Annotated in this window: 11 protein-coding genes and 2 pseudogenes; 4 read left to right on the top strand and 9 right to left on the bottom strand. The window is 57.6% G+C overall.

The window, feature by feature from the left end; translation table 11 throughout:
- Positions 1 to 96: 96 nt before the first annotated feature.
- Positions 97 to 263 (top strand): annotated as a pseudogene (locus CK227_RS37505) (IS21 family transposase); the annotation flags it as partial.
- A 400-nt stretch (positions 264 to 663) separates the two neighbouring features.
- Here the strand turns inward: CK227_RS37505 and CK227_RS37875 are convergent.
- From CK227_RS37875 to CK227_RS29015, 9 genes and pseudogenes are all read right to left on the bottom strand, one after another.
- Positions 664 to 870 carry an SDR family oxidoreductase gene (locus CK227_RS37875; RefSeq protein WP_199489648.1) on the bottom strand — a complete coding sequence of 69 codons (207 nt, stop codon included), beginning with the start codon at positions 868 to 870 and terminating at the stop codon, positions 664 to 666.
- Positions 858 to 1139 (bottom strand): annotated as a pseudogene (locus CK227_RS37870) (SDR family NAD(P)-dependent oxidoreductase); the annotation flags it as partial. The gene CK227_RS37875 and the pseudogene CK227_RS37870, both read right to left, overlap by 13 nt.
- A gap of 27 nt (positions 1140 to 1166) precedes the next feature.
- Positions 1167 to 1364 carry an SDR family oxidoreductase gene (locus CK227_RS37865; RefSeq protein WP_063169323.1) on the bottom strand — a complete coding sequence of 66 codons (198 nt, stop codon included), beginning with the start codon at positions 1362 to 1364 and terminating at the stop codon, positions 1167 to 1169.
- A gap of 739 nt (positions 1365 to 2103) precedes the next feature.
- A complete protein-coding gene (locus CK227_RS29040; RefSeq protein WP_224570030.1) occupies positions 2104 to 2997 on the bottom strand; it encodes a polysaccharide deacetylase in 894 nt (297 codons plus the stop codon).
- A 145-nt stretch (positions 2998 to 3142) separates the two neighbouring features.
- The gene (locus CK227_RS29035; protein ID WP_063169325.1) at positions 3143 to 4546 is read right to left on the bottom strand and encodes an aspartate aminotransferase family protein; all 1404 of its coding nucleotides are present in this window, start codon (positions 4544 to 4546) and stop codon (positions 3143 to 3145) included.
- A 13-nt stretch (positions 4547 to 4559) separates the two neighbouring features.
- On the bottom strand, positions 4560 to 6038 hold the full coding sequence (locus CK227_RS29030; protein WP_063169326.1) for an NAD-dependent succinate-semialdehyde dehydrogenase: 1479 nt from the start codon (positions 6036 to 6038) through the stop codon (positions 4560 to 4562).
- Between the two features lie 973 nt (positions 6039 to 7011).
- Complete coding sequence (locus CK227_RS29025; protein WP_063169327.1) at positions 7012 to 8190, bottom strand: Xaa-Pro peptidase family protein; 1179 nt, start codon at positions 8188 to 8190, stop codon at positions 7012 to 7014.
- A 401-nt stretch (positions 8191 to 8591) separates the two neighbouring features.
- Positions 8592 to 9740, bottom strand: coding sequence for a M20 family metallopeptidase (locus CK227_RS29020; RefSeq protein WP_063169328.1), 1149 nt, complete (start codon positions 9738 to 9740; stop codon positions 8592 to 8594).
- Between the two features lie 36 nt (positions 9741 to 9776).
- Positions 9777 to 10955: an aminotransferase class V-fold PLP-dependent enzyme gene (locus CK227_RS29015; protein ID WP_063169329.1), complete on the bottom strand. Its 1179-nt coding sequence runs from the start codon at positions 10953 to 10955 to the stop codon at positions 9777 to 9779.
- A gap of 844 nt (positions 10956 to 11799) precedes the next feature.
- Between CK227_RS29015 and CK227_RS29010 the strand changes: the two genes are divergently transcribed.
- The 3 genes from CK227_RS29010 (at position 11800) to CK227_RS29000 (ending at position 15377) form a co-directional block, all read left to right on the top strand.
- A complete protein-coding gene (locus CK227_RS29010) occupies positions 11800 to 12267 on the top strand; it encodes an Lrp/AsnC family transcriptional regulator (RefSeq protein ID WP_063169330.1) in 468 nt (155 codons plus the stop codon).
- Between the two features lie 409 nt (positions 12268 to 12676).
- Complete coding sequence (locus CK227_RS29005) at positions 12677 to 13864, top strand: M20 aminoacylase family protein (RefSeq protein WP_063169331.1); 1188 nt, start codon at positions 12677 to 12679, stop codon at positions 13862 to 13864.
- Between the two features lie 79 nt (positions 13865 to 13943).
- Positions 13944 to 15377: an amidase gene (locus tag CK227_RS29000; RefSeq protein ID WP_063169332.1), complete on the top strand. Its 1434-nt coding sequence runs from the start codon at positions 13944 to 13946 to the stop codon at positions 15375 to 15377.
- The last annotated feature ends 232 nt before the right edge of the window (positions 15378 to 15609 follow it).

Here is a 15609-nt window from a genome sequence, read left to right as displayed (position 1 = left end):
CTCCGCGTGCCTTTTTGCGGCTCCCCGCGGTGCTCGCGCCCGCCGCGCCTGCAAAGGCTTTCCTCAACAGTCGTTCAGTTCGAGCAGCCTTTGCCAACTCTGACTCAAAAGCTGCCCGACTGGATTGACGGCCTCAGCTTCTTCGGCGGGTCACTGAGGCGATCCGTCTGCTACAACCTGGTGTGGCCAAGGCGCTGTGGTTCGCGCCGACGCTGAACGCGACCGTTGCGACAATGACCGAGCAGTACGACACTGCCATATTGATCGCTGGGAAGCGCGCGAAGGGTAAATTCAACTTGCCCACCACCGCGATCAAATGTGCGCCGGGTAATGGCGCCGCTAACAGGATCGACCACCGGAACCGGTTACCGGCAGAGTCGGTCTGCATCCGGGAATTGCAGGGCCATCCTGTGTATAGGCTTAAATTGCGCTATTCTTCTCTACTGTGACAGGCGGGAGCCGCCGTCGACGGGGATCACTGCGCCCGAGACGTAGAACGCGTCGTCCGAAGCAGGAAGGCGATCACCGCCGCCTGCTCCTCCGGCGAGGAGACGCGCTCGAGCGGATTGGCGCGACCATCAGGCGTTGGTAGCTGCGTACGTGCAGCGCTCGAGTCATGTCGGTGGGGACCACGCCGGGCGCCACCGCATTCACGGTTATACCCTACAGGCCCTGCTCGCCGGCCTGCTGGAGCGTGAGATACGCGATCCCGGCCTTGGCCACCGAATAGCCTACCGTTCCGGGATAGCCCGTAAGCCCGAGGATCGAGCTGACATTAATGATCCGCCCGCCCGGCTGGCGCATCCGCGGCCGCAACTCGCGGGTCAGGCTGATGACTGCACGCAAGTTGATATCGATCAGCGGGAACAAAAGGCATCGTCAGTATCGGCGAGCGACTTCGAACCGCCAATGCCGGCATTGTTCACGAGGACGTCGAGCGTCTCGATCCTTGCGGCATCCAAGGCGGCCAGAACCCGCCCTGCGGCGTCGGGCATGGCCAGATCGCAGACGAGCGCCGTCTGGCCAAGGCCCGCAGCTGTGTCGTGCACTTTATCCAGAACATCCACTAGCAACACCCACGCCTCTTCCGAGCCAAGCCACGCCGCTGTTGCGGCACCGATCCCGCGCGCCGCGCCGGTGACGACGACAGTGTTTCTGACCGGAGCTTAGGCAAGGCTGCCTCCGTCGACCGTAAGCGCGGCGCCGATGGTGAAGCCCGCCGCATCGTCCAGCAGATAGCCGACAGCTGTCGCCACCTCGGACGGCAACCCCATTCGGCCCATCGGATGCGCAGCGATGATCTTCGTCCGGCGCTCGACCTGTGCCGCTTCTCCCCGGGCGAAGGCGACGCCGGCCTCGGCCAACGGCTGGCGATGGTTCCGGGGCAGACACAGTTTGCGCGGATATTTCTGCCGCGTGGTTCAGCGCCAGCGTGCGAGTCATCATCACAACCGCCGCCTTGGTCACCGAATAGATCGGCACGTCCTTCGAGGCCTGCAGACCAGCAGTCGAGCTGAAGAGCACCACCGATCCGCGGCCAAGCTCGCGCATCTGCGGGATGCAGCTTGCAGATTCGCCAAATGGCCCCGACGTTGAAGCTGAACATGGCTTCGTACCCTTCACGTCTATCAGCCGCTTCATCGCACCGTAATGCCAGCGGCCGCGACCAAGCCCTCAACCGGCCGGCCAAAGCTCTCGCGGGCGAGGTCGACCAGCCCTTCCAGCATCGCCGGATCGGTCACGTCGCAGACAACTCAACGGGCACCAGGACAGGCGGCCAGAGTTTGGTCCAGAGCCTCTTGCGACAGGTCAGCCAACACCAAATCCGCTCCACCCGCCGCCAGCAGTTTGGCACTGGCCGGGCCAAGCGCGCCACCCGCCGGTAATCAGCACCGTTTTTCCGGCAAAGGTCGTGTCAATCAAGATTGTAGTCCTCCTCCAAGATAAGAACTCCCACTGTACCCGCTCTGAAAGCGAATACCGGACAGCGGATGATCCGCGTCATTCCAAATCCATTGGTGACCGCCGCAACGGTCGAGGCGCAGGACGGCTTGCGCCGCCCCAAGAACACCGCACTCTACCGGCGTTCCTGTCTGAGAGTTTTCAGAGACATGAGGACGCACGCTCGGCGACCTGATGATGTGTGGCGAACCAAACGTCACCCTTTGCTTTGGCGCGTCGAATTAATTCTTCTACGATCCAGATCCGTGAGCGATATCCAATGACGTGTGGATGCAGAGTCAGCTGAAATAAATCGGCATCTTGATAGGCCCCTTCGAACTCCCGAATAAATACAGAAAGCACGTCGTCGACTGATAAATCTGGCCGTGAAGACCCATCGGGACTCATCCAAAGATAAGTGGCATCGTCTCGAATCCATTCGACCGGTATTTCAATCACTCCCGTGGGTTCCTCGTCTTCCAGCAGCTCATAGCAACTATCATCGGCCATAAGGGATGAGTCGTATGTCAATCCGGTTTCACGTATGATCCGTAGAGTTGCGTCGGAAAAATCCCAGGAAGGCGTTCGAATTCCCGTCGGGCGTTTGGAAGTGATTTTTTCAAGAGTGTCGGCACTCCTCATCATTAAAGAGCGCTCGCTCTCTGCGCTCAGTTCCGAGTTTAGCTCGTGTATCCAGCCGTGCATGCCAATTTCATGGCCTTCATCGACAACTGCGCGTTGCTCGTCTGGATACAACTGAGCGATCACAGCGGGAACGAAAAAACTCGCCGGAACGTCGTACTTTCTCAAGAGTTCCAAAGCCCGAGGCATCCCTCGTCGGCTCCCGTACTGACCCCAGGATAATCTGCTTAGCGATCGCCCTCCCCTGCGCAATTCGTTCGACTCATGATCGACGTCGAACGAGATGGCGAAGGCACAGCGTTTACCGCCGGGCCACATTGGTCTTAGTGCCTTGCCCGCTCTGACTTTGTTGATGCGCCGCCGCCAATGGCTTTCAGGCCATTCCCAGGGATTGAGTGCGGTCGAATTGGCCACCAGTTCCTCCTGAGCAGTGTCTGCATTGAATTCCGCCGAAAACTCAATGAGCGGAACGCGGCACCAGCTCAGCTGGCAGCCCCGCAAGCCGATCAGGCCGTCGCTTGAGTTTGCGCCTTGATTACGACAAGATGGCCCAACTCATTCAGATTTTCTCACTCTCGCGAACAAGCTCATCCATAACCGAGCGCACGGCGCTTTCTGCGATTGCAACAATCTCCTCCGCCTCAGCTTTGGTTGTAACCAGCGGCGGAGCAAAGCCCAAAATGTCCCCGTGCGGCATGGCCCGAGCGATAAGACCACGGTCACGGGCGGCCTTCGAGATTCGCGCACCTACCTTGAGCGCCGGATCGAAACGCTTCCGATTGTCGCGATCGGCAACGAACTCGATTGCGCCCATAAGACCGACGCCCCGCACTTCGCCGACGATCGGCAACTGCGCGAACCTCTCCTGCAACTGCGCCTGGAAAAACGCGCCGACGTCACGCGCATTGCCGGGGAGGTCTTCTTTCTCGACAATATCGAGGACCGCGTTGGCCGCGGCGGCGCCGATCGGATGACCAGAGTAGGTGTAGCCGTGCGAGAATGCCCCGACCTTGTCGGCTCCATCCTCCAGGACTTTATACACCTTCTCACCGACGATTGCCGCTGAAAGCGGGAAGTAGGCCGACGTCAAACCTTTAGCGATCGTGATGAGGTCTGGCTCGATGCCATAGTGCTGTGAGCCGAACATGGAACCGGTGCGGCCGAACCCTGTGATCACTTCATCGGCAATCAGCAGCACATCATGTTTTTTGAGGACCGTCTGTACCGCTTCCCAATAGCCTTCCGGCGGAGGCGTGATACCACCTGTGCCGAGGACGGGCTCGCCAATGAAGGCGCCGACGTTGTCCGGGCCGAGCCGCTCGATCAACTGATCAAGCTCGGCGGCGCGGCGAGCGGAGAATTCGCGCTCGGTTTCGCCCGGGGTTGCGCCCCAGTAATGATGTGGAACACCCGTGTGAACAATCTGCGGAAGTGGCAGGTCCATGTGGTCGTGATAAAAGCTCATGCCCGTCATCGAGCCCGACACGACGCTGCAGCCGTGATAGCCGCGTTCACGGGAGATGATCTTCTTTTTGGTCGGCTTGCCACGCAGGTTGTTGTAGTACCAAACAAGCTTGGCCTGGGTCTCGTTCGCATCCGAGCCGGACATGCCATAGAACACCTTGCTCATCTTGCCCGGCGCCATCTTCACAAGGCGATCGGAGAGGATCGCAAGCTCGTCGGTCGTGTGCGCCGCATAGGAGTGGTAATACGCCAAGCGATAGGCCTGACGCGAGATCGCATCGGCGACTTCCGTGCGGCCATACCCGACATTGACGCAGTATAGGCCGGCAAAGCCATCGATAAATTGGTTGCCATGCGCGTCCTGGATGCGGATCCCCTTCCCTGTCACCACGATCGTTGGGTCGCCGAGCTTGCCAGTGGCGAAATCTTTAAGCTGAGTGAAAGGATGCAAGACCGAGTTGCGGTCCTTTTCGGTGATCTCTTTGATGTTGATGGTCATTGAATGCTTCCTTTCAGGCCGCGATGTTGCCGATGCAGAGGTATTTGGGTTCGAGATATTCGATAAGACCGTGCCTTGAGCCCTCGCGACCAAGGCCGGATTGTTTCCAGCCGCCGAACGGAATGCCCGGCCCCGTAAATTTTGGAGTATTCACGGCAACCATGCCATATTCGAGCCGGTCGGAGAGCCGCATGGCTCGGTTGAGATCTTGGGTATAGACGTAGGCCGCAAGTCCCATCTCGGAATTGTTGGCTCGCGCGACCACCTCCCGTTCGTCGTCGAAGGGCAGGATTGCAGCGACAGGTCCAAACGTTTCGTCCTTCGCAATCACCATGTCATCGGTCACATTAGCAAGCACGGCCGGCGTGACGAAGTTCCCGCCAAGCGAATTGTGCTGTGCGCCTGCTACCATTCGAGCCCCGGCTGCTAGAGCCTCAGAAACCTGGTGCCTGCATTTGTCAGCACCAGACGTCTTTGTCATCGGACCGATGTCGACACCTGGCTCCAATCCGTGCCCGACCTTTAGTTTACTGGTGGCCTCGGCAAATTTTTCCGTAAAATGCTCGTAAATCTCTCGCTGCACATAAATCCGGTTTGCCGCGAGACAGTCCTGACCGGATGTCGCGAACTTGGCTGCCATGCAACCGGCGACCGCAGCGTTGATCGGCGCATCGCCGAAAAGGATGAAAGGAGCATTGCCGCCAAGTTCGAGCGAGACTTTCTTCACTGTCTTCGCGGATTGCTCGAGAAGGATTCTGCCGACCTCGGTGGAGCCCGTAAAAGAGAACGCACGCACGTGGGTATGCAACAACAGCCGTTTGGCAAGTGGCGGAGCTTCGCCCGTGATCACCTGAAACACGCCGGGCGGAATGCCAGCATCCCCGGCAAGGCGGGCAAGCGCGAGGGCCGACAGTGGCGTTTCGGGTGCCGGCTTTACAATCATTGTGCAGCCAGCGGCCAGTGCAGCTCCAGCCTTTCTGGTGATCATTGCCGCTGGGAAGTTCCATGGCGTAATGGCGACAGTCACCCCGATCGGCTGCAAATGCACGGCCAGCCTGCTTGCGGGGAGATGGCTGGGAATCGTTTCGCCGTAAGCCCGCTCCCCTTCCCCTGCAAACCAATCTAAAAAGCCGGCAGCGTATGAAACTTCGCCGCGGGCTTCAGCAATCGGTTTTCCTTGCTCGGCCGTTATGATGACAGCCAGGTCTTCGGCGCTCTCCCGCATGCCTGCCGCCCATTTCCGCAGATATGCACCACGCTGTAACGGAAGCATGTCGCGCCACTTGAGGAACGCTGCTCTTGCGCAATGGACCGCGTCGTCAACGTCGGCGTCTGCGCAAGCCGCAACTTGAGCGATCTCGTCACCGCTGGCAGGATCAAACACGGCAAGAGTATCTGATTTGGAGAGCCAGGCGCCGTTCAGATACGCATCACCACGCAAAAGGTCTGGCCGTTTGAGCCTGCGTAATGCCGTGATTGACGTACCCCTCATCTAAGACTCCAATGGTATGCTGATGCCTTTAGGTTATTGCTGCCACAGCGCCGATCGGCAGCGCAGTTGATGCCCCTTTAGCTGCATTCCTGCAAACAGCAGCCAATTCGCGTAGAATTGGACACGGCTCACAACTTCACTTGCCAGGAGGCTTAGCGACCGCGAGCGAAGGTCGCGCTGGTCGCCGGCGGCGCGGAAAGTAGTTGGTTCCAGCGCCGATCTCCCGATCCCGAGTTCCCGATCTGGCCTCGTGGCATTAAGTTCTCGACCGACACCGATCAGGCGCACTGACGCAGGCGCAACCGCCTCGAATCTTAGACGGAACTCGCCGCAAGGCTACTTTCGTCCGGCACTGTGCAGGGTGACCGCGACCGCTTCAGACACGATGGCATCGCGGACGACTTCATTCGGAAGGAGGTCTTGGGGTCCCGAAATTGAGGTCCCCGCGATAACCCAGACATTCACTTGGTGAAGTGGTGAAGTCGCACGAAACAGCAGAAAAGGATGAAGCGAGCCCCGGGCAAAAGGCGAGCTTCGCTGCCGAGCCATCTATCGGGAACAACGTGTGCTGATGTCGCGACGTGTTGCACGGACGGGGCGGACCATACTCGCGTTCCCACCGGCGCGCAGGGTTGGCAAGAGCCCGCTTCAGGCGCGCGTAAACTCGTCCTCAATGCTCCTCAAAAGCTAAGTCCTCTTGCGTCATCCGCGCATTTGTAGAATGGGGCAACGTTCACGCCGCGCTCGCGTCACAGGTGGCTCATTTCGGCCTACGGATCTTAATCTCCGCTGATGCAGAGAACTCATGTGCTAGGCGAGATTCTCCTGTCCCAGAGGTTGGGCATGCCGCACCTCTCAGACAGCGCCGTCCTTAAGCTAGATCCGTTCATCCGCTCGCCGCAGAAACAAATTTCAACCGGCTTCGAACGGACCCAGTGAGATCGCAAAACGATTTGGGTCACATCCAAATCACCTAGTCCACGACGATCAAGCGGCGATCAACATCTGCCAATCGCTCACCGCCCCTTTCGGTTACAATAAATGATTCAGAGATGGCGGCGCCGAACCCTTCGAGCCTAACCCCCGACTGAAAATGGAAGCACATTCCTGGTTGTAGGATGGTCTTGTCGCCCGCGCGAATACTAACCGTGCGTTCGCCCCATTCCGGCGGGAAGTTGAGTCCGATTGAATAGCCGGAGCGGCCTATCTTGATATACCCGTTCCGCTTGAGGATATCTTGCCACACCGCATTAAGCTCCTCAACGACGGTACCAGGCTTTGCCATCTCGAGCACAGCATCCCCGCCTTCCACTATAACCTCAGCAAGACGCGAGACCTCTGCGGGTGGCTTTCCGATGTGGACGGTGCGGCACAGCGGCGCACAGTAGCGGCGTCGGGTGGCGCCGAACTCCATGAGAACCAGGCCAGAGGTCGGCAAGGGCTCCTCGGTCCAACTGAGGTGCGGAGCGTTCGTTTGTTCGCTAGTCTGGATAAGAGGAGGACCGCTAGAGTCGCCATATTTACCGTCCACCCCTCGTGTCTGGGCCCGGTACACCTCCGCGACGACCTCATGTTGCGGCACTCCAGGCCTTAGGTTAGCGATTGCCGTCTGCATCGTATGCGTTGCAAGGTGGCCCGCTTCTCTCATGTAGACTAGTTCAAGGTCAGATTTTATAAGCCGTGCCCAATTGACTAATTCGCGGCTATCAGAGAATTTTGCATTCGGAAGGCCTTTGACGAGATGTTGATGTGCTCGGGCAGTATAGAAGTGGGCGTTAAGCTCGACACCGATTCGATCAGATCCCCAGCCGCGCGAATTGATAAGCTCGCAAAGATCGTCAAATGGATGTAATTCTGGATGTTGAAGTCTATGATCGGAAAATGAGCTTATATTTTCTCTAGGCAGATCCGTCGTTATATAAGCGGAATTTACATCGACGAAACGTCCGAACCAGAGGGGCATGTCCGACTGGAGATGCACTAAGACCACCTGAGGCACGTAGAACGAATAGCCGTCAAAGCCGGTAAGCCAATACATATTCGCGGGATCCTGGCAGATCAGCAAGTCCAGCCCCGCTCGCTCCATCCGCTGCTTCACGTCATGAACACGACGCCGAAACTCCTCGGGCGGAAATGGCTTCTCATATTTCATCTCGTCGAGTCCTTCAAAACAGGCATTCCTCGAACGGATCAGGCATTCGTCCTGTCCGCATACTTTCTCTTCGTATCACGTCACAAGAGGCTGTTTTCCCCGAGGATTTCTTCTTGTCGCGGAAAATCTGCATTTCCTAGGCACTTGCCGTACGTTATCCGCATATGAGCGCCAAATTTTCGGTGGCTCTGCGTCTCCGGTGGAAGATCATGCCCTCCCTATGGTGAAGACGCACTCTGCCTGTCGCAACAGAATTTCAAGCACGGGCGGCAAGATCTACGTGGGAAGCGCCGACGAGACCAGCGAAGATCGGGACGTTGCGGCCGCCACGCTCATGCAGCATCCGGGGCGTCCGCGGCCCAATGGACGGGGTTTGAGCACCCCCATCAGGCCGGCCACTCCTAATATGTGAGCATGATTCTCTGGTACAAATCAGCAGCCTTGGTCAGTTGATCGATTTCAACGAACTCGTTGTTCGTATGGGCTTGGGCAGTACGCCCGGGTCCGATAATCACACACGGGATCCCAGCCAATGACAGCTGATTTGCATCCGAGCCGCCGGTGGCTCCCTTCTGCTCTCCGGTCCCCGCGACGTGGGCACAAGCCGCTCCTGCGACTGCTGCAATTTTGCTCGACCCGGAACTGATTGGAGGCGGGTCTTCCAATGCGGGAAGCAATGACCGAACATTGATCTTGTCTTCGCCCTGGCGAAGGCCTTCCAGTATGCTTTCTACCTCCGCCAACGCGTCCTGCGGCCGCTCCCCGGGTATGAGACGCCGATCGACCCAGATACGGCATACCGGCGGTACAGTGGTAAGTTCCAAACCTCCTTCGATGAGGCTCACGGTCAGCTGTGATGACCCTACCAATGGGTGCTGCGCCCGAGACACAAGGGATCGATGGTGCTCATCAAGTGCCAATACCACCTTGGCCATGCCCGTGATCGCGTTCACTCCGAGATGAGGCTTCGACGTATGAGCCGGTACACCCTGAACCTCGATTTGCCAGCGGACAGAACCCATGTGAGCTACAACGAGCTCTAATTCGGTGGGTTCACCGACTACCGCACCCTCATAAGCGACACCGGAATCGGCTATAGCGCGGGCGCCAAGTTTGCGGTACTCTTCGTCAATGCTGGCTGCCACAACAACCGTGGCCCGGGGCTGCCGTTCACCAAGTGAGCTAAGCGCAATCAACATAGCTGCAAGTGAGCCTTTTGTGTCGCAGCTACCTCGCCCATATATTCGCCCGTCCCGTTGCTCACCCGAGAATGGATCTGATTCCCACCTATCGATAGGAACGGTATCCATATGAGCAATGAATAGAATACGCCTATCGGGTTCTTTCCCAGGTACCCAGGTCAGGAAATTCGAGCGACCATCGGCCACCTCCTGTATCCCGTAAGCCAGCTTCCGCTCCTTGCAAAAACCCTCGAGGAACTTGGCTACACCTTGCTCTCCACTACCTTTTGGCGACAGCGATGGATTGATGCTCTCGATCTTTATAAGATCTTGGAGAAGTCCGATAGTCTCGGCGCTCTGGGTCGACATGTACTCTCCTGTGTGCATGAACTAGCCGTGTCGCTCTTACTTCGACCAGCTCTTGGCCAGATTGATTACGCGATCGACTTCATCGGCGGTGTTGTAAAGATGCAGGGAAAACCGGAGCATGCCTCTGCGTATTGAGACGATTACCCCGTTCTTCGTGAAATGCTCGTGAAGCGACCGAATGCGGGCGTCGACTGGGCGCCCTTCAACAAGATCGCTGGAATCGCCAACGGCTACGATACTTCCAGTGTGAGCGCCTGGTGGCCCGCCGCAGACCGGAAGCCCGATATCTAAGAGACCAGTGGCCATACGTTTTGCGAGTGAGGTAACGCTCTGGTCGATCGCCTCGGTTCCGATATCAAGTAGCTGGCCCATTGATGCATATGCAGCCAACATGCCAGGGAAGTTGTAATGCCCGATATCAAAGCGGGGCGCGCCAGAGCGCAACTTTACAAAACTAGGTACCGGAGCTGATTCTGGCGCGTTTCCGAAATCTACGCTGAAGCGCGCAAGATAGGCCGGGCTCAGCCGATCGGCCCATTCTTTACGGCAATATAAAAAACCCGATCCATAAAGACCCATCAAACCCTTCACAGTGGACACTGCTACACCGTCTACGCCAAGTCGATTGACGTCGGTGTGGAGTATCCCAACAGATTGCGTCGCGTCCGCCAAAAGAAATGCACCGTAGTGCCTACAGGCTTCGGATATCTGCTCCATGACGGTCCGAAACCCCGGAACCATCGTCACCGTCGCCAAGGCAACAACGCGGGTATGAGAATCAATCGCCTTTACGAATGCATCAGGGGGAATTGAGCCGTTATCCGGCTCTACGACTCGCAACTCGACATTGTAGCGGTCTCTGATCTGAATCCATGGCAAGATATTATTTGCGTGTTCCAATTTTGGGCATAGAACGACGTTGTCTCCATCTCTCCAATCGATCGCATTAGCGATGATGTTGATGCCTTCCGATGCATTCTTGGTAATTGCAATTTCATCGTGATCTGAATTGATAAATTGTGCGAACCTAGCGCGAGTACGCTCGACGTGTTCGAGCATTCTTTCTTCGTCGTTTAGGCCATGCAGCCGATTGTTCAAATGAGGCTCGATTGAAGCCAATGTTGTGCTTGATATGAGGCCCTGGTTCGCGACATCCATGTAGATGGCGTTTGCTGTGGCTGGAAACTCCTTTCGGAGGATGTCCAAGGGAAGCATATGGCTTTCTCTCCTGGGAGTGCGGACGGCGGTTGAGCTACCTTGTTCAGGCGATCGTTCCGGCAAGGGTAAGAATGCCGCCAGACTGGTCTGCGCTGACCTGCCCATTTTACACGGTGCTCGTGCCGACTTTGGTCTAACATTCGGTCTCCCACGCCGCATTCCTGCGCCAAACCGCGATTCACGCAGAGATCGCGAGCCATTCTCGCGGATCACTGAAGCGTCTCGACGGAATGCAGCTGCAACAACTGCCTCACGAGAGATCAATTTGGGTAATTCTCAGACCGCGGATAGGGCTTCTTACCAGTGCTTGGAGCGACGTTAGCCTGACTGAGCCGACGACCTTCTCCTCCAGCCCCACACCCATGCGGATCATAGTTCACTCGCGGCCGACGCGCGAGGGCCGTAAGGCATCCGAAAGCCGGGGCCGGTTCATAGCCTGACTCTCATGGTCTCCGATTTATGCTGCAACGCCGACACCCTTGGTGATGTCGCTCCCTAACACGCTTGCCTCGAACTGATGCGAGCGTGCTGCAACTCATGTTTTCTGCGCCTGAGCAACGAGATCGGTAGGATCTTTTCGACCGGGGATCGCCCCCACCCGATCGAATCTGCCGTTCTTGCGCTGGCCCGCAACTGCTCACCAGCAACGCCCATCGATTCAGCGGCACCCCTCAGATAGTTATACTATGCCGGTATTGTGCGCAGATGGCGAAAGAAACGCCGATTTTCTGCGACTTGGACCGACTTTAGCGCCGAGAGGGCGTTTGGCACTTGCTACATTTTGGACGTACGGACTGGCGGCCTTGGCATTGGCCGATATCATCATGAGCAGAGATTGTGAATGGATCTGGATCGAATTGACCGGAAGATTCTCAACGTCGTGCAGCGCAACAATCGCCTTACGACAGAGGAATTGGGCGAACTTGCCGGACTATCGGCTACCGCTTGTCAGCGGAGATTAAAGCGACTTCGAGACGCTGGCGTCATCGAAGCGGACGTTGCCATAGTTTCACCGGAAGCCGTCGGTCGGCCCCTGCTCCTGCTGGTATCCATCACTCTCGAGCGCGATCGCGCCGATATCATCGATCGTTTCAAGCAGGCAATTCGGCGGACGCCTGAGATCATGAACGCTTACTACGTTACGGGTGAAGCGGATTTTATTATTACGGTCTCTGCTCAGGACATGGCCGAGTACGAGGCGTTTACCCGTCGTTTTTTTTACGAACATCTTGAAGTAAAGGGGTTCAAGACAATCGTTGTAATGGATCGGATCAAGGCGTCGTTTGCTCTGCCAATTGCTGAAGAGTAGCCTTCAAAAGAGCCCGCCCAGGCAACCACCACGCGCCTTCCGCGGGTCGCAGTTGTCCCGCACTTCTGAATGTCGGCTGTCCTATTTTGAATGGTCCCGCATATATACCAGGGCACCTCCTCTCAGCCTGCAGGTGTTATGCGCCAATGACCAAAAAACGATGATATTCTGCGGGACCAAGGCGCCCTTCGCGCAACCAAGCTCTTTGGCACTTGCTACATTCTGGGCGGAGCGGAATTCAGGATTGTCGGTCCCCGGCTAATTGGAGCGGCTTCAGTCGGCGGAATAGCTGGGGTGCCTACGTCGCACAGAGGATGCTGTGCTCCCGGCAGCGCGGAAACGGGTCTCCCGGCTCTCGCAAGGACAAAGCGTGAAATTCGCCTGCAACCGGCAAGAAAGGAAAGTCCCCGTGGCAATTCTCAATAGCGTCGCAGAGTTTCTCCCCGAGATAGTGGCTTGGCGCCGGGACATCCATGCACATCCCGAACTGGGCTTCGACATCCCCCGTACTTCGGCATTTGTCGCCGAGCGCCTGCGCGAATTCGGCTGCGACGCCGTCGCGACCGGCATCGGCAAAACCGGCGTCGTTGGCGTCATCAAGGGCAACGGCGTCGTGAGCGACGGTAACCCAAAGGTTATCGGATTGCGCGCTGACATGGATGCGCTGCCGATCAACGAAGCGACCGATCTGCCCTATGCGTCCAAGAACAAGGGCTTGATGCATGCGTGTGGGCATGACGGCCACACCGCGATGCTGTTGGGTGCCGCGCGCTATCTTGCCGATACTCGGAATTTCGCTGGAACGGCGGTCATGATCTTCCAACCTGCCGAGGAGATCGGTACCGGCGCCGTTGCCATGCTAGATGACGGTTTGATGGAGCGGTTCGGCATCGAGCACATCTACGGAATGCACAATCGTCCGGGCTTGCCGGTAGGTGTCTTCGGAATCCGGCAAGGTCCAGTGATGGCGGCAACTGATAGCATAGAAATTAGCATTGAAGGGCGAGGGGGGCACCCTGGAAGGCCTCATGAATGCATCGATCCGATTCTGGTCGGCGCTCAGCTTGTGACGGCCCTGCAGCATATCCTGGCTCAGAACATTGACCCTGTCGACTCGGCAGGAATTTCGTTCCACCAGTTCCAGTCCGGGCAGAGACTAGTCCCCGTCGTTCCGCAAACAGCGGAGTTGGTGGGCACCATGCGGACGCTAAAGCCGGAGGTGCGCAAGTTCGTGAAGGAGCGGGTGGGCGAAGTGGTCGCCGGCATCGCCCAGATAACCGGCGCGAAGATAGATATTAAATTTCAGAGCTTCGACGCAATTCTCTTCAATGAGGTCCAGCAGACCGACCTTGCGAGAAGCGCGGCCAAGGGCGTGGCCGGTGAAAACAATGTGCTCGAGACGCCACCGGTAATGGGGGGGGAAGATTTCTCCTTCCTGGCGCAGGCGCGGCCGGGTGCTTTCGTCTGGTGCGGGAACGGTGACAGCGCCGGCCTGCATCACCCTGCCTACAATTTCAACGACGAGGCGATTCCTTATGGAACATCGTACTGGATCAAGCTCGTAGAGAACACGTTGGGATCCCGTCCGACGTCTTGATGATCGGTCTGACAAGGGCCGCAGAACGAATGAATAACTGCCGTCTTATGCCAGGCTTGAATGTAGCGGACCTCGTAAAATGAAAACTCGTTCATCCGTGCCAACATCTCTTGAGGGTCTGTCGGCGTGCGAATGCCTGGAACTCTACCGAAGGCGGCAGCTCTCGCCTGTTGAAGTCGTCGATGACTGTCTCAGCCGCATCGACGCCAACAACCCGGCGCTGAACGCATTTTGCCTCGTCGACCACGAAGGGGCCAGGTCTGCTGCCCGGGCCTCGGAGGGTCGATGGATGAAGGGGGAACCAGCCGGAGTACTAGATGGCATTCCGGCCACCATCAAAGACCTCACCTTGACACGAGGCTGGCCGACAAGACGTGGCTCATTGTCCGGCAGCACCGAGGGACCCTGGACTGAAGACGCCCCTGTTCCAGCCCGTATCCGTGAGACCGGTGGCGTTATCCTGGGCAAGACAACCACTCCAGAATTTGGCTGGAAAGGGGTAACAGACAGCCCGGTCTACGGGATCACCCGCAATCCCTGGAATCCTGACCTGACACCAGGCGGGTCGTCGGGAGGGGCGGCAGTTGCGGCTGCGCTCAACCTTGGCTTTCTTCATCAGGGTAGCGACGGCGGGGGATCAATCCGGATACCGGCGAGCTTCACGGGGACCTTCGGCTTCAAGCCAACCTTCGGCATCGTTCCGCAATGGCCAGCTAGCGCCATGACAACGCTGTCTCATTTGGGGCCGGTGACCCGCACCGTTGCGGATGCGATCCTGATGATGAATGTGATTGCACGAAAGGACGCTCGCGATGGCTATGCGGGTCCGGCGTACCTAGGTCTCGACCCCGATCCAGCAAAGACCACCATCAGGGGCCTGCGGATCGGCTACAGTCGGAACCTCGGCTATGTCAAGGTGGCGCGAGATATCCAAAACGTTACCGATAATGCGATCGACCAGCTTCGAGCTCTTGGGGCCGAGGTGGCCGAAGTCAATCCGGGATTTGCGGATCCGGTGGAGGTGTTTTCTACATTCTGGTTCGCTGGCGCCGCCCGTATTGTGTCACGAATGAACAAACAGCAAAGACAATTACTAGATCCTGGCTTTCTGGAAGGTGCCGAACGCGGGCTGAAGATCACCCTTACCGAATTTCAGGAAGCTGAGGCGATGCGGTTCGAGCTCTCCGCTCTGATGGCGAAGTTCCACGAAAATTACGATCTCTTGGTCACACCGACGATGCCTATCGCGCCGTTCCCCGTCGGGCGAAATGTGCCGGATGATAGTTACAAGGGGTGGGTGGACTGGACGCCCTTCACCTACCCTTTCAACTTGACCCAGCAACCAGCAGCATCGATTCCATCGGGCCTGGATGATCAAGGGCTGCCCGTCGGGCTACAACTGGTCGGCGCGCGCTATTCCGACACCTCCGTCCTAGCCGCGGCATATACGATCGAAAGTCGCCTGGGGCTTCCTTCTTTCGCGAGGAGCAGATTCCACGCTGCCACCCCTTAAAACTTGAGACTGCCGCGCTCAAGCACCTGACGGCCTCCAAGCGGTCAAGCCACGGACGCGAATGTCATTCGATAAAGGGGCGCGGCGTCATAGATGGGCAGTCCTGTCCTACGACGGATTGCTGACGTCACCATCGGGGACAATGTACATTCAAATAGGAGTGCGTCAATCTTGGGATGTGCGGCGCGAAGTCGCGACACAGACTGCAACCCGGGGACTCCATTTCGGTAAC

It is taken from the genome of Mesorhizobium sp. WSM4308, assembly GCF_002294905.1.
GTDB lineage: Bacteria > Pseudomonadota > Alphaproteobacteria > Rhizobiales > Rhizobiaceae > Mesorhizobium.
The sequence above is the reverse complement of the archived record's forward strand: the minus strand, read 5'-3'. Positions and strand labels throughout refer to the sequence as shown.